Below are 19,020 nucleotides of genomic sequence, written 5' to 3'. Positions count from 1 at the left end.
CCTCTTCTAAAGTATTTCCTTCTTCATTTAATATACTATGGATTTTTCATTTCTGAAAGAAATCACCCTTACATTTTGTTATTTTTTGAAAAAAAGCAGCCGGCTCAAAAAGAGGCGGCTACTTTTAATCTATCAACAATCCAACGTTGTCATATCTTCATATGTCTCACGGCGAGCAACTAATTTTGCTTGTCCATCTTCGACAAAAACCACCGCTGGTCGAGGATTTCGGTTGTAATTACTTGCCATTGAATAACCGTAAGCCCCCGTACTACTAATGGCCAATAAATCCCCTGCTTTAACTTCTGGCAATAAAATATCTCGAAGTAAGACATCTCCTGATTCGCAATATTTACCAACCACTGTGACTTTCTTGATTGAATCATGCCCATCACGATTCGCTAGAAATCCATCATAAACCGCTTGATACAAAGCAGGCCGTATATTATCACCCATGCCACCATCTACGGAAACAAAATGACGAACACCAGGAACCTCTTTTTGCGCGCCAACTGTATATATCGTTGTGCCCGCTTCGGCAATTAAACTGCGGCCTGGTTCAATCCAAAGCTCAGGCAGTGGATACCCTAATTGTTCACAATGACCTTTCAAGGAATAAACAATTTTTTCAACAAATGTTGCTGGTGCTAATGGCTCATCTTGCTGCGTGTACTGCACACCAAAACCACCACCCATATTTAAAACACGTGCTGTAAATTGATGGACTTGCCGCCAGTCTTCTAAAATAGTGAACATTTTTTCAACAGCAGCTAAAAAGCCTTCCACAGCAAAAATTTGCGAGCCAATATGGCAATGGACCCCTTGCACATCAAAAGAGGGATTTGATAAAAGGCGAACGAGCGCTTCTGTTGCCTGGCCACTTGCAACATCAAAACCAAATTTTGAATCTTCTTGGCCTGTCAAAATGTAATCATGTGTTTCTGCATCCACACCAGGACTCACCCGAAAAAGAACTTTTTGTGTTTGGTTTCGTGTAGCTAATAATTCTTCCAACAAGTCAATTTCGTAAAAATTATCAATGACAATTGTACCTATTTTGTTATCCAAAGCATAACGTAATTCTTCAGGGGTTTTATTATTTCCATGGAACTCAATTTCCGCTGGCTCCATGCCCCCTTTTAAAGCTGTGAATAGTTCTCCACCAGAGACAACATCACAAGCAATATCTTCTTCCTTTAACACTTGATAAATAGCTAAACAACTAAATGCTTTACTTGCATAAACCACTTTATTTTTTATACCTAATTGATTTAACGTTTGTTTAAAACCACGTGCCTGCGCGCGAATATGAGCGACATCATAAACAAATAACGGCGTCCCGAATTTTTGCGCCAACTTTACGGTGTCACAACCACCGACTTCTAAATGATTTTCCCGATTCATTTTTGCTGTACCAAATAACATGTTTTCCCGCCCCTTCATTTTGTTTTATTAAAAATCATAGCATAAAACCCAGTAGCTTCCTATAATTTTCCACATTTTTCTCTGACTTTCTCCTGTTGCTTTTTCTCGCCAAATAGCCTACAATAATTGGCATACGGATAAAAAACCTTTATTATCAAGACTTTAATCTTTTAAATCAAAATTGGTATATACGAAAAAGAAAGAAGGCAGATGACTTGGCTACACTGAACCGCGATCAACAAATTGAAGAAATTATTAATTTGGAAGCAATTTTGAATTTACCGAAAGGAACAGAACATTTTGTCAGTGATTTACATGGTGAATTTGAAGCTTTTGACCATATTTTAAGAAATGGTTCTGGGCGAATCCGAGAAAAAGTTCAATTTTTATTTAAACAAGAATTAAATGCCCATCAGATGGACGAGCTTTGTTTTATTATCTACTATCCAGAAGAAAAATTAACACTTTTAGAAAATGAAAGCGCCCTCTCTTATGAATGGTGGCTATTAACGATTCGCCGTCTGGTTGAAATCGTCCGTTCTTCTTCGATGAAGTACACACGTTCTAAAGTTCGCAAAGCCCTTCCTGAAACCTATGGGTATATTCTCGAAGAATTGATTTATCAATATGATGAAACAACAACCAAAAACGGTTACTATCAACAAATTATTGAAAAAATTATTTTACTAGGTGAAGCCAAACGTTTCGTGACAGAATTAGCTTATCTAATCCAACGTCTGATTATTGATCACCTACATGTTATTGGTGATATCTATGATCGGGGGCCAGCACCAGATAAAATTATGGACCGATTAATGTCCTATCACTCCTTGGATATTCAACTAGGCAATCACGATATGATTTGGCTGGCTGCTTATAGTGGTTCACTGGCTTGTTTAGCCAATGTAGTACGTATTTGTGCTCGCTATGGAAATTTAGATCTGTTAGAAGAACGTTATGCTATCGATTTAACCGCCTTAAAAAAATTTAGTTTAGAAACGTATAAAGAAAATCCTGCTTTTGCACCCAAGAAAAATCCCTATCGTGCGTTAACTGAAGATGAAAAACAAGTAGCGATGCGTGTGCAACAAGCCATTGCCATTATTCAAGAAAAACTAGAAGGCCAAATTATTGGTCGACGTCCTGATTTTAACTTGGCACATCGGCTACGCTTAGATAAGATTCAAGGGGAAACTATTACTTTTGACGAATGTCGTTATACATTAATTAACAGCTGTTTCCAAACCGTTTCTGAAGAGCAGCCTTACCAATTAACACGTGAGGAAAAACAGATAATTGATGATTTATTAACGCAATTTCAGTCTTCGCCGCGGTTAACAAAACACATGCGCTTTCTAATGGAAAAAGCTTCTCTTTACCTTGTGTATAATCAAAATTTATTGATTCATGGCTGTCTGCCTCTGAATGCGGACGGTACTTTTCAAGCTTACACATTTAAAGGCCACTCCTATTCAGGAAAAGCTTTAGTTGACTTCTTTCAGAAAATGTTAGAAGAAGCATACGCTCAGCCTGCTATTACAGATGACTATGCGACAGATTGTTTATGGTATCTTTGGTGTGGCGAAGGTTCCTCATTATTTGGCAAACGAGCTATGAAAACCTTTGAGCGTTATTTTCTCGCTGAAAAAGAAACACATCATGAAGAAAAGAATCCTTACTACTCTTTGCGTGATACGGTTGAAGTTTGTGAAAGAATCCTAGATGAATTTGAAGTGACTGGTGAAAATCGACATATCATTAATGGCCATACACCAGTTAAACGAACAAAAGGCGAATCGCCAATCAAAGCAAATGGCACGCTTCTCGTAATTGACGGCGGCTTTTCAAAATCTTATCAGACAATTACTGGAATTGCTGGTTATACATTGTTGTACAACTCGTTCGGGTTACAACTGACCGCGCATAAATCTTTTTCTAGTAAAGAAACAGCCATTTTAAATAATCAAGACATTCATTCCATCAAACAAGTCATCGATCGCCCCTTACAGCGGCTATTAGTGAAAGATACCACTATCGGCAAAGAGCTATTAAAGCAATCGCAAGCACTCCAAAAACAAATGAAACAAAACCAGTAGTGCCGTTAAAAAGACGCTTGCGCTCTTATCCGAAAAATGATTAAATGGAGGAGTTGAGAAAAATATCTATTAGAGAAACGGAAAGGGTTTTACATTGAAGAAACAGCAACTCTCACTTTACGGCACCATTTTCTTTCTTTGCTTTTTCCTAATTGTGGGCTTCTTCTTCTCAAGTCGTGGCGAAGATTATGCCAAAGAATCTGAACAAAAAGTTACAATTGATTCCTCCAAACATGAGAAACATACGAAAGACAAGGAAGAAAACAATTCAGCAAATACAGTATTTTTTGATAAAATAAATGACCTGCTCGTCGCTTCTGTCAAAGAATTTGAAGGAACGGTCGGGATTAGTTATTTAGATTTGGAAACTGGCGAACAACGTTCTGTGAATGGCCAACATGAATTTTATACAGCTAGTACTATTAAAGTGCCCCTGACGATGCTAGTCGCCGACACGGTTGCTTCTGGTCAAAAAAAATGGACAGACCTGATTCCCTATAACGCCGAAGAAGATTATGAAGAAGGAACTGGGATCATTGCCTATAATATCCAACCAGAATATCCATTAAAAACGTTACAAGAATATGCCATCACCTATTCTGATAATATCGCTAAAAATATGCTCTATGATACATTGGGTGGTGATGCAAAAGCAAAACGAGAAATGTATCAGCGTTATTTGCACAAGACACCTTCGATTGAAGAGCCACAATTTTCTTCTGAAGATGCGCTTGTTATTCTACAAAAATTATATACTGAAAAAGCAACAAAACCAGATTACCAAGCGATTTATGATTCTATGAAACAAAGTGTTTTCCATGAAAGAATGGAAACTCCCACAACTCAAGGAAAAGTTGCTCATAAAATTGGTTCCTATGATGAATTTATTCATGATATGGGGATTTTAGAAACACCTCACCCCTTTGCTTTAGCAATTTTTACTAAAGGACCTGATAATGCTAAGAGTGCTGCGTTTATTGCTTCAGTGACAGATAAGTTATGGCAATTACAGGTGTCTGAATATCCTAATGATAACAGTTAAGAAAATACCCTTGGTTTATTAAGATGACTTAATAAACCAAGGGTATTTTTTTATTGTTTGTTATCATTATCCATTTGTACAGACAACAACTTCGTAAAACGTTCTGCCAACATTTGGTGGGCATCAATTTTTTTGGTTCCTTGTGCTTTTGCTGCAAAACTAGCAAAGTTTAAGCCAGCCCCAAATAGTTGTAACGCACCGTTGCCTAAATCTCCCTTTTTAAGAGCTTCAAGCCCATCTTCGATAAACTGGTTACTTTCATCTAAATGACACTCAGGAAGATATTTCACGCCGTGATGATATCGTTTTACATTCAGAATGATTTGCTTCGCGGCTTCTTCTGAAATAGCCGCTCCCAAGTTTAACAGTAGCTCATTGATTGGTTCCACCAAGCGAGCATAGTCACTTTCGTACTTTTGACAATTCAGTGCAATCGCTTTGCGGCGTTCTTCGTTTTTCATTTTTTCCACTCCCTTTTTTATTAAAAACGAGCACGAAAGCTACCAACTGGCTTCGCACTCGTTCTTTCTAACCACTAATTTTCTTTGTTCATGCTTTTAATTTTAATTAAACGTGTAATTTCGCCACGTTCATTTTCTTCTAATTTCATTTGAATGTAGTAAATTGTTTCTTCTAATTGCGGAATCGTCATATACTCTAAGGCGTTGACACGACGACGCGTTTTTTCAATTTCTTTTGATAATAATTGGCACGTCTTTTCAACATTTGCAAGTGCTAATAATTTCGGTAAAATGCTTGAAATTTTAGCAAAAGCTTGATCAAGCTCGCTGTTTGAATTCACGTAGCCATAATCTAAGGGTGCTTCTTGAACCGATTCATCGTAATCAAAAATCATTTTAGGAACTGGCACACTTAAGATGTTCTGTTCAATAATTTCTAATTCAACTTTTTCGGCTGGAATTGCCACTAACTCTTCAATAAAGGCTTCGTTCAACGTTGCGTTTGCCAATACAAAATTTGATAACGCATCCGTCACTTCTTGTTCAACCTGAATACGTAACTCATTGTTTTCTTTGACTAGCGCAATAAACCGTCGCATCAATTCATCTTGTTTGTCTTTCAGCAACTTATGACCTCTCGTGGCCGTAGTTAACTGTTTTTTCAATCGGGAAAGTTCCATACGGGTTGGATTAACATTTAATCGAGCCATTTTTCTACTTCCCTTCAGTTAAATATTGATCGAGCATATCCTCTTTAATTCGTTTTAGTTCTGTTCTCGGTAGCATACTTAATAGTTCCCACCCAAGATCTAACGTTTCTTCAATCGAACGGTTTATATCGAATCCTTGGTTGACATATTCTTCTTCAAAACGTTGGGCAAAGGCTGCGTAAATTTTATCGACATCGGAAAGAGCTGATTCTCCTAAAATGACAGCTAATTCTTTGGCTTGTTTCCCTTGTGCATAGGCTGAGAACAATTGATTCATCGTCGCTGCGTGATCCCCGCGCGTTTTGCCTTCGCCAGTTCCTTTGTCTTTAAGACGGGAAAGTGATGGCAATACATCAATTGGTGGTTGGATACCACTCTTATATAGTTCCCGGGACAAGATAATTTGCCCTTCTGTAATATAGCCAGTTAAATCGGGAATTGGATGTGTTTTATCCTCCTCTGGCATTGTTAAAATAGGAATCTGTGTTACGGAACCTTTTGAGCCACGAATTCGGCCTGCTCGTTCATACAACGTTGCTAAGTTCGTGTAAAGATAACCTGGGTAACCACGACGTCCTGGAACTTCACGGCGTGCTGCTGAAATTTCTCGCAACGCTTCGCAATAATTGGTCATATCCGTCATGATAACTAAGACATGCATGCCCTTTTCATAAGCTAAATATTCAGCGGCTGTCAAAGCCATTCTAGGTGTTGCAATCCGTTCAATGGCTGGATCATTCGCTAAGTTCATAAACAAGACTGAACGATCAATTGCGCCTGTTTGACGGAAATCTTCCATAAAATATTCCGCTTCTTCAAAGGTAATCCCAATGGCCGCAAAAACTACGGCAAATTCTTCTTCACTATTTAACACGTTGGCTTGTCTGGCAATTTGTGCCGCTAATTCTTTATGAGGTAAGCCAGATGCTGAAAAAACAGGTAATTTTTGACCACGAACTAAGGTATTTAAATGGTCAATCGCTGAAATCCCTGTTTGGATGAACTCATCGGGATAATCACGAGCGACTGGATTGATAACTTCGCCGTTAATATCTAATTTTTTCTCAGGTAATAATTCTGGTCCATTATCTTTTAAGCGACCTAAGCCGTCAAAAACGCGCCCCATCATATCTGGCGAAACCCCTAATTCTAAAGGATGTCCCAGAAAGCGAACTTTTGAATCACGAATATTGATGTTACTCGTTCCTTCAAATATTTGGACCATCGCTTTATCTCCATTGATTTCTAAAACTTGCCCTTGGCGAATTTCGCCATTTTGCATGCGTACTTCAATTAATTCTTCGTACTTTACGCCTGCCACTTTTTCAACAATCATCAGAGGACCAACGACTTCATTGATTGTGCGATATTCTTTAATCATTCGTCATTCCTCCTTCAGCAATGATTTCTTTTATCGTTGTTTTAATTTCTGCTTGTAAACGATCCAATTTTTCTAATTCTTCTTCTGGTAAATACTTGCTACGAGCAATGCGATCACGGATTTCAACTGTTCCCGCCATTAACTCAGAGAAATAAGTGCCTAAACTTAAGGCTTTTTGACCTTCTTCACCAAAAGTTAGAATCAATTGCAACATTTTCGCTTGTTTGGTTCGAGAAGTGAACGTATCCACGTCATCAAAAGCATTTTGTTGCAAATAGTCTTCCCGTAATGATTTGGCTGTTTCCAACGTTAAACGGTCTTTATCCGACAAGGAATCAATCCCAACCAAGCGAACAATTTCTTCCAGTTGAGATTCCTCTTGTAAAATCCGCATCCCTTCAGCTACCATAGCGGCCCAGTTTCCTTGCAATTCCAAGTCTAAATATTGCCCTACTTCTGTGGAGTAAAGAGAATAACTTTGCAACCAGTTAATAGAAGGAAAATGACGCTTTTGTGCTAATTGAGAATCTAAGCCCCAGAATACTTTAACAACGCGTAACGTATTTTGGGTGACAGGTTCTGATATGTCCCCACCAGATGGCGAAACCGCACTAATCGCTGTAATGCTTCCTTCACGATGATCTTTTCCTAACGCGATGACTTGTCCTGCTCGTTCATAATATTCAGCTAAGCGACTACCTAAATAGGCTGGATAGCCTTCATCACCAGGCATTTCTTCTAACCGGCCACTCATTTCTCGTAACGCTTCTGCCCAACGAGAAGTAGAATCCGCCATAATTGCGACTGAGTAACCCATATCACGGAAATATTCTGCAATGGTAATCCCTGTATAAATCGAGGCTTCCCGTGCCGCTACCGGCATATTTGACGTATTCGCAATTAAAATCGTCCGATTCATCAAAGACTCACCAGTTGTTGGATCAATTAATTCTGGAAATTCATTTAAAACATCTGTCATTTCATTCCCGCGTTCCCCACAACCAACGTAAACGACTAAGTCGACATCGGCCCACTTAGCAATTTGGTGCTGAACGACTGTTTTTCCAGCGCCAAATGGTCCTGGAACTGCTGCCGCTCCGCCTTTCGTAATTGGGAAAAAGGTATCAATTACGCGTTGTCCGGTCACCATCGGTACTTTGGGACTTAGTTTTTCTAAAATGGGACGTCCCCGCCGAACGGGCCATTTTTGCATCATGCTAAAACTTTCCGTTCCTTTAGCCGTTTCCACTGAGTAAACTGTTTCATCAATGGCAAAGTCACCTGCTTTAATTTCGGCAATCGTTCCTGAAACGCCGAAAGGCACCATAATTTTATGTTGAATAATCGGTGTTTCTTGAACCACACCGACGATGTCACCTGCCGACACTTCTTCACCAACTGCCACAGTCGGTTCAAACGTCCATTTTTTCTCACGATCTAACGCATCAATTTTAACGCCACGGCCTAAAAAGTTACTGTGGGTTACTTCTTGAAATGTATCCAATGGTCGTTGAATACCATCAAACATTTCGGCAATTAAACCTGGGGCTAATTCAACAGATAATGGTTCTCCTGTTGAAATAACTGGTTCTCCTGGTCCAATGCCTGTTGTTTCTTCATATACTTGAATCGAAGCGACGTCGCCTCGCATTTCAATAATCTCTCCGATAACGCCTAAATCTCCTACATGACAAATGTCTTGGATACTAGCATCTGACATGTTTTCAGCTAAAATCAAAGGGCCTGAAACTTTGACAATTTTTCCAATTTGCACGCTCATTCTCCTTTGCATTATAAAATATTTTGTCCAATTGCTTTTTCAACATTTTTTTCAATCTCACTTAAACCGATTCCGATTGTACCATTATGACTTGGGATTAAAATAATCGCTGGTGTCACTTGTTCTTTGTATCGTTCAATCGTTTCTTCTGCTAAAGTAGAGGCTTCTTCCGTTATGAAAATGACCCCAAACTTATTTTTTGCCATAGTTTCAATGGCTTCTCTAACTTGCATTTCTGAAATGGCATGATGGACCTCAAAGCCAAACAGTTTAAATGGTAAGATTGAATTTTTGTCTCCAATGACACCAATTTTATACCCCATTGACTTTTCGCATCCTTTCTCGAATTTTTTCATTTGAAAACCCACTATGTTTTCCGACCAAAATTAAACGTAGATTTTTCCATTCAACCTCTTTCGCATTCAAAAAGGCTAGTAATGGGAGCGGCCCAAAAGCAACCGTTCGCCCGTTTTCATACATTGAGGTCAGGTAATCATCTTTGAGTTTTTCAAAAGCCAATAAATTTAATTCATTGGTTTCTTTATTGATAATCTTTTCTAATAGTTGTCCGTAATTCGTTGTTCTGACAAATGCTGTAAATTCTACAAGTGACTTTTCCGCATAGGTCAACAGCTCTTTCTTTGAGAGACTGCCAGCGCTAGAAAGCACGGTTGATAAAAAGTTGCTGTTTTGATGTTGAACAATCCCTCTAGCCATCGTTGATAGATTGGTTAAATCAATAAAAGCGATGACTTCCTTCGTTAACTCTTCATAGCCCAATTCATCCGCTAATTTTCGCTGTTGCTGTAAAAATGCTCGATCATAAAGGATATCAATTGCTTGCGGCAAACCGCCTTCTTCCAGATAGGCAAAAACATCACGGATCACTTCTAATAATGCTGGCTCAAGTTCGGAAGAGTTTTTTGTATGAATGGCACTTTTGACTGTGTTTAGAGAATAACGACCATCTTCTAAATAAAGATAATCAAAATCTTTACCTGTTTGCTCAGCTTTCGTCAAAATTTTCAAGTTATGGAAGGTAAAACGCATCGTATACAACGTTACTACAGCTGGTTCTGGAGCCATTTCATATAACCAGCGATAAAGACTTCCCAGCGCTTCAGAAGAATGGTAGTCAAATTTTTCTTCAAAAGTTTCGGTTAAATAAGGTTGATAAACCGTACTTTTTAACATATTTTTAACGTCTTCAACTGTTTCCGCTTCTAAAAGTTGTTGAAACTGTTGCTCAGAAAGCAGCTCCGTTTCTTTTAAACGAATCAGCGGATTAATTTGATGATACGTTGGTTTTCTCATGCTACGTCCTCCCTTCTTAACTGAAAAGTTTTTCTGCTACTTTAAAGCCTTCTGTTTTTTGAATCTCTTCAACTAATGCTGAAAAGAGAAAATTATAATCCAAACCGTCTTTTGCAACGATAAAGCCACTTTCTTTTGGAACAACTTCCTCTGAAAGCTCCCATTGAACAGTAGCATCAGAAAGAGCGGTCAGCCATTCTTGCGTCACTTTCGTTTGAGAATACTCTCCTAAAAGAATGGTCGCTTTTCCTGTTAATTCAAGTGAACCTAATTGTGCTTTCATAAATTGTTGAAATTCTTCCGCTGACCATTCACTCATCTTTAAGACCACTTCATCAAATAATTGGTTAAGATATGCTTGTTTTTTATTTAATGCATCCTGACGAATTTCTAGTGTTTGCCGTTGTTGGCGTTGTTTAAATTCTTTTAATAATTGTTGTTGTCGTTTTTCTATTTCATGTTCTTGCTTCAGCAAAATTTCTTGTTGTGCTGCTTGGAATTCTTGATCGATGCGCGTTTGTTCACTGGTGACATAGGCTTCGACTTCTTGCTTTCCTTGTTGCTTAATTTCACTGATGATTTTTTCAATGGCATCCATCCATCTGCCTCCTCAATTATTTGACGTTCAATACAAGTAAGAAGGAAATTACGAACCCTAAGATGGCATAAGTTTCAACCATGGCAGCATAGATAATTCCTTTTGTTGCATGTTCTGGTTTCTTCGCTAAAATTTGGATCCCCGCAGCGGCTACACGACCTTGGGCAATCCCAGAGAACAATCCAGCAAAGGCAATCGGTAAAGCTGCTACAAAATAGTTCAATCCTTGAACCATACTCATATCGTTTCCTAAGTTAATATAAATTAAGAAAGCAATAACGAAACCGTATAGTCCTTGTGTACCTGGTAATAACTGTAAAATTAACGCTTGACCAAATTTTTCTGGCTGCTCCGTCGTTAAAGCTGCTGCTGCTTCCCCAGTAAAGCCAACCCCTTTGGCTGATCCAATCCCAGCAAAAATTGTCGCCATTGCCATTCCTAATACTGCAAAAACAATTCCACCATTATTATTAATTAAGTAATCCATCATCTCTATTTTCCTCCAATAAATAATTTTCTATTTTTTCTCAACATTGACATACTTTTCTTTTGTTTTTAGCGGATTAAACGCCCGGCCACCGCCTGTGTAAAATTTTCCAAAGAACTCAACATATTGCAAACGTGCGCCATGAACATAAGCACCTAATAACGATAAGAATATGTTTAACGCATGTAAAACAATTAACAGCAAGATGCCCACGCTAAAACGGGCAACTGGCGGCATGAACTCAACGAGCATATTAAACGCTGAAGCAATACTTCCCCCAGCAATTCCTAACGCCATCAAACGTGTATAACTAACTAAATCACCGACATAACCTGTCACACCGTATAGTCCATACAGTCCTTTGGCTAAACCTTTTAATTTGGCCTTCGATTGAATCATTGGAATCACAATAATTGCAATGGCAGAAAGGCTAGCTAAAATCGCACCTGCTGTAAATAAGCCTTCATTTTTAACCACTAATTTACCAACGACTAACAATGCTAAACCAAACAAAATCCCTAACCAAGCGTAACTTTCGTTAATACTATCTAAATAGCGCTTTTGTTTTGATAACTGAATCCCATTAATCATTAAACCGACAACCAATTGGATAAACCCAAAAATAACCGATAAAATAAGAATCGTATTTACATCTTCGGTCGTTGATAAAATCGGAAATGGTGATTTGATTCCAAACATTGTTGGCGGTAATGCTGCACCGAAAAACGAACCATAAATGAAGCCCCAAATAATTGTTGGAAATGATAAAATCAAGAAAAAGTCGGCAAAACGTTTCATGCCTCTCGGTAAAACAAATGCTTTCAACGCAATAATAGACAAGAGCAGCATCAGTAAGCCATAGCCAATATCTGCTACCATCATGCCAAAAAAGACTAGATAAAACGGCATCATCGCAGGTGTCGGATCAACTTCTTCATATTTTGGTAAGCTATACATCTCTGTTAACATTTCAAACGGCTGCACCAATTTATTATTCGCTAGTTTAACTGGTATATCCGTCTCAATTTCCGCCTTCGTAGGATTTTCAAAAGTAAGAGCTATTTCGTCCTTAGGAACTTTTTCTTCAATCGCTGTCAAAATATCGGCTTTTTCTTCGACTGGAATCCACGTTTGCAAGATGAAAAATGATGAAGCATTTAACAAATGTTGACGCGCTTGTTCTCTTTGGATAACCGCCAATAAGACTTCTTCAGCCAAGCAAAACGTTTCATAAAAATCATGATAAGAAGCCAGTTGTTGCTTTAAGGCTTTTTCTTCTTTTTGTAAAATTTCATATCGTTCTTTGACTTGTTGATATGCCTCTTTAGGCGGAACATCATAACGGTATTGGAGTGGTTCAAAACTATATTGGTTTAATAACTCGGTTACACTCTGCTGATGTTCCTTCAGGTAAACGAGTGTAAAATAACTATGATGCATACTTTGATAAATTTCTTCAAAATAAACCGTTGGCAATTGAGACAAAACGCTCAAGAAACTGGCTTTATTGGCTAGATTTATCGAACCATGAACGACATGACTACTTTTTAACTGCTGTTTGTGTGGTAGAACATCCAGATATTGCCAGCGGCCTAATAATTCTTCTTCTGCTTCTAACCCTTGACGATCCGTTTGAATTTGTTTCAAAGATTCTTGAATATTCTTTAATTCCGTCAAATAGCTTTGTAATGTTTTTTCATCAAAGGTTTGTTCCAACTCTTCTAAGGTGTAGACTTTTCTTTTTATCTTTAACCCTTTTCCTGAAGAGCGTGTCAAAAATAAAAGAAGCTCTTGCAATTGTTGTAGCATCGTTTCATATTTACGTAGCTGTTCAGTTGACTGTTCTGCTTGTAAAAAAGAATATTGACTCTTTAAGGCTTGTTCTTCTTCAGGCGAATGAAAAATCCGTTTTACTTCGACAATTTGCAAGCCTTGAATGGCTTGTAGAATTGCTGCTTCTTTTTCGGCAGCGGCAATTATTGTCATTTTTTCCATTTTACTAACTGCCATAAACGTCTTTCACCCTCTCAATAATTGAATCAATGACTTGTTCTTTGTTCGCTTCGTAACGTTCGTGAAGCGCTTGTTCTGTGCGCTTTGTTTCATCTAAAAGTTGTTCTTTTTCAAGTTGTAACATCTTTTCTTGCGTTGCTAGTGAATCCGTCAGCACTTTTTCAACAGCTTCTTCACTCTCTTGACGTAGTTCAGCTAAACGTTCTTGCTTCTGTTCTTCATATAAACGACAATTCATCTTAGCTTGTTGCCGATGCTCTTCCACCGCATCTTCCGCTGCCTTGATTTGCTCTAGTACTTCTTGTACCATTGTCTCCACCTCCTTAGTTTTTACACCTTTAGCATATAAGAAAAAGGACTAGCGAAATAGAGATACGCTCAGCCCTTTTGTTTTAGGTATGCAAAAAGGCGCAAACTCAAAAATTGTTCTTCTCACCCCTTGAAGAACTGAATCCTTGAAGCTTTCGCCCAACCATTCTTTATTCAATACTCTACCATCTTAGCAAAGTTTTTCGCAAAATTCAATACTTACCCAAATGAATTAAAATAACAAATTTTCACTTTTATAATAGGTAATAAAAAGGCATTATTTTTTTCGCTTTATAATTATTGATCTTGAATTTTTTTCACATAGATGTGCTATACTTACGTAAACAATTAAATTTATTTGGAGGGATCTCTGATGAATATACGATATATTTCAATCTCTGGTAATACACGCTCATTTGTTCAACGTTTAACAACTTATGCTGAAGAGCAACATCAGCACAACGAAAAAAATCCTACGATTACTTTCAAAGAAATTTCGGAAAATTCTCCGTTAGAAGTAGAAACAGAACCATTTTTTACCTTTGTGCCTACCTATTTAGATGGTGGCGATGGCATCAACAACGGCAATACCGAAATTTTAACAGAAGTCATGCGAGAATATCTTACTTTTGAAAATAATTATCGTTATTGCTCTGGCGTGGTGGGCAGCGGCAATAAAAACTTTAACCACCAATACTGCCTGACAGCTAAACAGTATGCGGAACAATTTAACTTCCCCTTCTTAGCTGATTATGAATTAAGAGGTACCCAAGCGGATATTGAACGAATTTATGCTATTTTAAAGGAAAACCAATAAGCAAGTTTCATTACTAAAAAGCTCACCTATGATAGACTACATTTTGAGGTGAAGAAAAATGAGAAATACATGGTTAGCAGAACAACTTCAGTCAATCAGCGAAGAACCCAACTCTTTTATTATCGAGGAAACCATCAAATATATTGAACAATTAGAAGATGATAATGAAAGTCTTCAAGTTGCATTGGAAGGAACCATTTGGAGTCCTAAAAAATGGAACGAACCTTTGGAAAAATAATTTAAACAGAAGAAAAGAGCCAGAAACGTAAATGTTTCTGGCTCTTTTCTTCTGTTATTTACAAATTATAGACGTGCATTTAAATCTTTTGCTAATTCTTCAAAACCTGGTTTACCTAATAAAGCGAACATGTTGCGTTTGTAAGCTTCAACACCTGGTTGATCAAATGGATTAACCCCATTTAAGTAACCTGAGATGCCCACCGCAATTTCAAAGAAGTACATAACATAACCTAATGAATAAGCATCCATTGTTGGCACTTTAACGATCATGTTTGGCACACCACCATCTGTGTGAGCAAGCAACGTACCTTCGAACGCTTTTGTATTGACGAAGTCAATTTCTTTTCCTTGTAAATAGCCTAGGCCATCTAAGTCTTCATTTTGTTCTGGAATTGAAATGCTATGGCGTGGATTTTCAATTTTAACCACTGTTTCAAATAAGTTACGCATACCCTCTTGAACATATTGACCCATAGAATGTAAGTCAGTTGAAAAGTCTGCGGCTGCTGGGAAAATACCTTTGCCATCTTTTCCTTCTGATTCACCGTATAATTGTTTCCACCATTCAGAGAAATAGTGCATGCCAGGCTCATAGTTAATTAACATTTCAGTTGTTTTGCCTTTACGATATAAAATGTTACGTAACGCAGCATATTGATAGGCTTGGTTTTCTTTTAAGTCGCTCGTTGCGCCGTATTCTTTACGTGCATCATTTGCACCTTCCATTAAACGATCAATATCCGCACCGCTAACAGCGATTGGTAAAAGACCTACTGGCGTTAAAACAGTGAAACGGCCGCCCACATCATCAGGAATCACAAATGTTTCCCAACCTTCCGCATCAGCTTCAACTTTTACTGCTCCTTTAGCACGGTCAGTTGTCGCATAAATACGTTTATTGGCTTCTTCTTTGCCATATTTATTAATTAATAACTCTTTAAAGACGCGGAAAGCAATCGCTGGTTCTGTCGTAGTTCCAGATTTTGAAATAACGTTGACAGAAAAATCACGATCACCAATCACATTGATTAAATCAGCTAAATAAGTTGAGCTGATGCTATTTCCAGCAAAGAAGATTTGTGGCGCTTTCCGTTCTTCTTTGGATAATAGATTATTAAATGAATGTGTCAAAAATTCAATTGCTGCACGGGCACCTAAATATGAACCACCGATACCAATGACTACTAATACCTCAGAGTCAGATTGAATTTTTGCTGCTGCTTTTTTAATGCGCGCGAATTCTTCTTTGTCATAGTTTTCTGGTAAATCAATCCAGCCAGTAAAATCATTACCAGCTCCTGTACCTTCACGTAATGCTTTGTCCACTGCAGTGACTTGTGTTTGCATGTATTCCAATTCATGGTCAGCAACAAATGGTGCTAATTTGGAATAATCTAATTGAATGTGTGACATTCCTTTTCCTCCTCGAAAGTAAACTTACTACATGTATACTTTACGTGTTTTTAGACATTTTTTCAAGCAAATTCTTTTGGATAGACCAATTGTTTAATTTTAACTATTTAATTAGAGATATTTATTCTCTTAATCAAACAAACCAAGAAAAAATGCTAGGAAATCCTAGCATTTTTTGTTATTAAACGAGTCCTTGACTTAGCATCGCTGCCGCTACTTTTTCAAAGCCAGCAATATTCGCACCTAAAACAAAGTTATCTCGTGCCTGATATTCGTTAGCCGTATCACGACAAATCTCATAAATGTTTTGCATAATTTGATCTAGCATACCGTCAACTTTTTCAAAGGACCAAGCTAAACGTTCAGCATTTTGGCTCATCTCTAAGGCAGAAACCGCAACACCACCTGCATTAGCGGCTTTGCCTGGACAATAAATTACAGCTGATTTAGCAAAAACGGCGACTGCTTCTAGTGTACAAGGCATATTTGCGCCTTCTGCCACGACTTTCACTCCGTTTTTCACTAAAATAGCAGCTTGCTTTTCGTTGATTTCATTTTGTGTTGCACATGGTAACGCAATGTCATACGCTGTTTCGAAATCCCAAACAGATTCTTTGTCATAATAAGTTGCGCCTTTACGTGTTTCAACATATTTTGAAATGCGTTCACGATTTTTTTCTTTTAGTTCTTTTACTAACGCCACATCAATTCCTTCTGGATCATAGACAAAACCAGACGAATCGGAACATGTGATTACTGTGGCGCCTAGCTCAGTTGCTTTTTCCATGGCATAAATTGCGACATTCCCGCTACCAGAAACAGCGACTTTTTTGCCTTCAAACGTATCGTTTTTATCTGCTAATAAATGTTTAACAAAATAAACCGTTCCATAACCCGTCGCTTCTGTTCTTGCTTGGCTTCCCCAGTATCCTAAAGGTTTTCCAGTCAACACTCCTGCATCATAGTTGCGCAAGCGTTTATACATGCCAAACAAATAACCAATTTCACGAGCGCCTACGCCAATATCGCCTGCTGGAACATCTGTACTTGGACCAATATGTTTTTGAAGTTCGGTCATGAAACTTTGACAAAAGCGCATCACTTCAGCATCTGACTTACCTTTTGGATCAAAATCACTACCGCCTTTGCCGCCACCGATTGGCAAACCAGTTAAACTATTTTTAAAAATTTGTTCAAAGGCCAAAAACTTCATCACACTTAAATTCACACTTGGATGAAACCGCAAACCACCTTTGTATGGCCCAATCGCTGAATTATATTGGACACGATAGCCTCTGTTCACATGCCAATTGCCCTGGTCATCTTGCCACGGCACACGAAATTGAAAAATACGTTCAGGTTCAATCAAGACACCTAAAACATTTGCTTCAATGTATTGAGGATTTTTTTCTAAAAAACCTTCTACGGTTGGTAAAAACTCATCGACTGCTTGTAAATATTCTGTTTGACCTTGGTCTAATTGGTGAATTTTTTCTTGAATATTTTTAACATATTGTTTTGCGTCCATTTAATCATCCTCTCATTGTTATAGGTTTATTTTAACTGAAAATTCAAAAATTACCATAGTCAAACGTTTATTTTTTTATTTATTTCTTTTTTGCATTTTTATTGCGCTAATGAAAGCGTTGACATATTTTTGTAAAGTATGTAATATAAAATTAGTAAGCAAAGATAAAAATTTGTTGATATTTTGCATTAAATACACTCTTATACATCAAGATGTATTTAAAGAAAAGAGGAATATTTATGGAAATGGAAAAATTTAAAGATGATTTAAAATCGTTAGGTAAAAGAGTAACAAAATTAAAGGAAAATATTGCTACCGAAGAAGCAACCAAAACTTCTTTAATTATGCCCTTCTTTCAAATACTGGGTTATGACATTTTTAATCCTTTGGAATTCGTTCCAGAATTTACTGCTGATGTAGGGATTAAGAAAGGGGAAAAAGTAGATTATGCGATAGTAATTGATAGTATTCCTACTATGTTAATTGAAGCAAAATCTGTCAACGAGCAATTAACAAAACATGATTCTCAATTATTTAGATATTTTGGGACTACGACATCAAAATTTGGAATATTAACAAATGGTAAAGAATATAAATTTTTTACCGATTTGGAAGAACCCAACAAAATGGACGTCTCTCCATTTTTAACTATTGATATAACTAATTTGAAGGATACACAAATACCAGAAATTGCTAAATTCCATAAAGACACATTTGATATTGATAAAATTACAAGTAGCGCTTCTGAATTGAAATATTTAAATAAATTTAAAGCTTTCTTATCAGATCAGCTTTTAGACCCTTCAGAAGATTTTGTAAAATATTTTGTTGGAGAAATTTATGGCGGAGTAAAAACTAAACAAACATTAGATAAGTTTACACCTATAATAAAAAAAGGAATAAATCAATTTATCAATGAAAAAGTAAATGAAAAGTTAAGTGCTGCATTAAATACTTCTGTTTCGGACAAAGAAGATGATTTGTCTGAACAGCCTGAAGATGAAATCGAGAATAATATAGTTACTACTCCTGAAGAATTAGAAGTTTACACAATTTCTAAACTCATTTTAAAAGATACAGTAGTGTTGGATAGGATATTTTACCGAGATAATAAAAGTTACTTTAATGTACTCCTAGATAATAATATCAGAAAATGGATTTTAAGATTTTACATGAATAATAATGGTATGAAAATAGAACTAAACAACGGATTAAAAGAATTAATTTCAATCGAATCACCATTAGATGTGTCTAATCATTCAGAAAAAATAATAAAAATTGTAAACGAGTTCTTATAAAACTAAGGAGCCAGTTAGTAAATTTTCAATTAGCTGGTTCCTTAGTTTTATTTATTTTTTTCCTTAAATCCAGAAAAAATCCCGTAATTATGGTACACTACCTATTGA

18 protein-coding genes and 1 other annotated feature are annotated in these 19,020 nt (G+C 37.2%); of the genes, 5 read left to right on the top strand and 13 right to left on the bottom strand.

Features of this window, described 5'->3' with window-relative positions; all coding sequences use genetic code 11:
* Positions 1-132: 132 nt before the first annotated feature.
* On the bottom strand, positions 133-1,443 hold the full coding sequence (gene lysA, locus IGL48_RS06305) for a diaminopimelate decarboxylase (protein ID WP_025190726.1): 1,311 nt from the start codon (positions 1,441-1,443) through the stop codon (positions 133-135).
* A gap of 197 nt (positions 1,444-1,640) precedes the next feature.
* Here lysA and IGL48_RS06300 point away from each other — a divergent pair, with 197 nt between their 5' ends.
* Positions 1,641-3,521: a fructose-bisphosphatase class III gene (locus IGL48_RS06300; protein ID WP_010817263.1), complete on the top strand. Its 1,881-nt coding sequence runs from the start codon at positions 1,641-1,643 to the stop codon at positions 3,519-3,521.
* Positions 3,522-3,675: 154 nt separating this feature from the next.
* The gene (locus IGL48_RS06295; protein ID WP_025190725.1) at positions 3,676-4,563 is read left to right on the top strand and encodes a serine hydrolase; all 888 of its coding nucleotides are present in this window, start codon (positions 3,676-3,678) and stop codon (positions 4,561-4,563) included.
* A 50-nt stretch (positions 4,564-4,613) separates the two neighbouring features.
* Here the strand turns inward: IGL48_RS06295 and IGL48_RS06290 are convergent, their stop codons facing one another.
* The 10 genes from IGL48_RS06290 to IGL48_RS06245 all read right to left on the bottom strand — a co-directional run bounded on the left by IGL48_RS06290 (position 4,614) and on the right by IGL48_RS06245 (position 13,617).
* Positions 4,614-5,024, bottom strand: coding sequence for a hypothetical protein (locus IGL48_RS06290; protein ID WP_002388088.1), 411 nt, complete (start codon positions 5,022-5,024; stop codon positions 4,614-4,616).
* Between the two features lie 74 nt (positions 5,025-5,098).
* Positions 5,099-5,734 (bottom strand): V-type ATP synthase subunit D, encoded by a 636-nt coding sequence (locus tag IGL48_RS06285; protein ID WP_002357673.1) that lies wholly within the window; start codon positions 5,732-5,734, stop codon positions 5,099-5,101.
* 4 nt (positions 5,735-5,738) lie between these two features.
* Entirely contained in the window at positions 5,739-7,115 is a 1,377-nt protein-coding gene (locus IGL48_RS06280) for a V-type ATP synthase subunit B (protein ID WP_010824637.1), read from the bottom strand.
* A complete protein-coding gene (locus IGL48_RS06275) occupies positions 7,108-8,889 on the bottom strand; it encodes a V-type ATP synthase subunit A (protein ID WP_002371187.1) in 1,782 nt (593 codons plus the stop codon). The genes IGL48_RS06280 and IGL48_RS06275 overlap by 8 nt, the downstream gene beginning before the upstream one ends.
* Positions 8,890-8,906: 17 nt before the next feature.
* A complete protein-coding gene (locus IGL48_RS06270; protein ID WP_002357676.1) occupies positions 8,907-9,218 on the bottom strand; it encodes a V-type ATP synthase subunit F in 312 nt (103 codons plus the stop codon).
* Entirely contained in the window at positions 9,208-10,209 is a 1,002-nt protein-coding gene (locus tag IGL48_RS06265) for a V-type ATPase subunit (RefSeq protein WP_002361773.1), read from the bottom strand. The genes IGL48_RS06270 and IGL48_RS06265 overlap by 11 nt, the downstream gene beginning before the upstream one ends.
* A gap of 16 nt (positions 10,210-10,225) precedes the next feature.
* Positions 10,226-10,807 (bottom strand): V-type ATP synthase subunit E, encoded by a 582-nt coding sequence (locus IGL48_RS06260; protein WP_002365627.1) that lies wholly within the window; start codon positions 10,805-10,807, stop codon positions 10,226-10,228.
* Positions 10,808-10,823: 16 nt separating this feature from the next.
* The gene (locus IGL48_RS06255) at positions 10,824-11,297 is read right to left on the bottom strand and encodes a V-type ATP synthase subunit K (protein WP_002363905.1); all 474 of its coding nucleotides are present in this window, start codon (positions 11,295-11,297) and stop codon (positions 10,824-10,826) included.
* 27 nt (positions 11,298-11,324) lie between these two features.
* Positions 11,325-13,304, bottom strand: a complete 1,980-nt coding sequence (locus IGL48_RS06250) for a V-type ATP synthase subunit I (RefSeq protein WP_010824636.1) — start codon at positions 13,302-13,304, stop codon at positions 11,325-11,327.
* Positions 13,294-13,617 (bottom strand): V-type ATPase subunit F, encoded by a 324-nt coding sequence (locus IGL48_RS06245; RefSeq protein ID WP_002381927.1) that lies wholly within the window; start codon positions 13,615-13,617, stop codon positions 13,294-13,296. The genes IGL48_RS06250 and IGL48_RS06245 overlap by 11 nt, the downstream gene beginning before the upstream one ends.
* Before the next feature lie 116 nt (positions 13,618-13,733).
* Positions 13,734-13,781: a sequence feature (sodium ion sensor (DUF1646 type); this cis-regulatory element may regulate processes involved in with the transportation of sodium ions), on the bottom strand.
* Positions 13,782-13,989: 208 nt separating this feature from the next.
* Between IGL48_RS06245 and nrdI the strand changes: the two genes are divergently transcribed.
* Positions 13,990-14,433, top strand: coding sequence for a class Ib ribonucleoside-diphosphate reductase assembly flavoprotein NrdI (gene nrdI / locus IGL48_RS06240; RefSeq protein ID WP_010824635.1), 444 nt, complete (start codon positions 13,990-13,992; stop codon positions 14,431-14,433).
* Positions 14,434-14,491: 58 nt separating this feature from the next.
* The gene (locus IGL48_RS06235; RefSeq protein ID WP_002357684.1) at positions 14,492-14,671 is read left to right on the top strand and encodes a hypothetical protein; all 180 of its coding nucleotides are present in this window, start codon (positions 14,492-14,494) and stop codon (positions 14,669-14,671) included.
* A 65-nt stretch (positions 14,672-14,736) separates the two neighbouring features.
* Here IGL48_RS06235 and IGL48_RS06230 read toward each other — a convergent pair whose 3' ends face one another.
* The gene (locus IGL48_RS06230) at positions 14,737-16,086 is read right to left on the bottom strand and encodes a glucose-6-phosphate isomerase (protein ID WP_002357685.1); all 1,350 of its coding nucleotides are present in this window, start codon (positions 16,084-16,086) and stop codon (positions 14,737-14,739) included.
* 181 nt (positions 16,087-16,267) lie between these two features.
* The gene (gene gdhA / locus IGL48_RS06225; protein ID WP_010824634.1) at positions 16,268-17,614 is read right to left on the bottom strand and encodes an NADP-specific glutamate dehydrogenase; all 1,347 of its coding nucleotides are present in this window, start codon (positions 17,612-17,614) and stop codon (positions 16,268-16,270) included.
* A gap of 239 nt (positions 17,615-17,853) precedes the next feature.
* Here gdhA and IGL48_RS06220 point away from each other — a divergent pair, with 239 nt between their 5' ends.
* A complete protein-coding gene (locus IGL48_RS06220; protein WP_002357690.1) occupies positions 17,854-18,912 on the top strand; it encodes a type I restriction endonuclease in 1,059 nt (352 codons plus the stop codon).
* Positions 18,913-19,020: the final 108 nt, after the last annotated feature.

The organism is Enterococcus sp. DIV1090 (assembly GCF_050537975.1).
Taxonomy (GTDB): Bacteria; Bacillota; Bacilli; order Lactobacillales; family Enterococcaceae; genus Enterococcus; species Enterococcus faecalis.
Note: the sequence above shows the minus strand (reverse complement) of the source record. Positions and strands in the feature narration are given on the sequence as shown.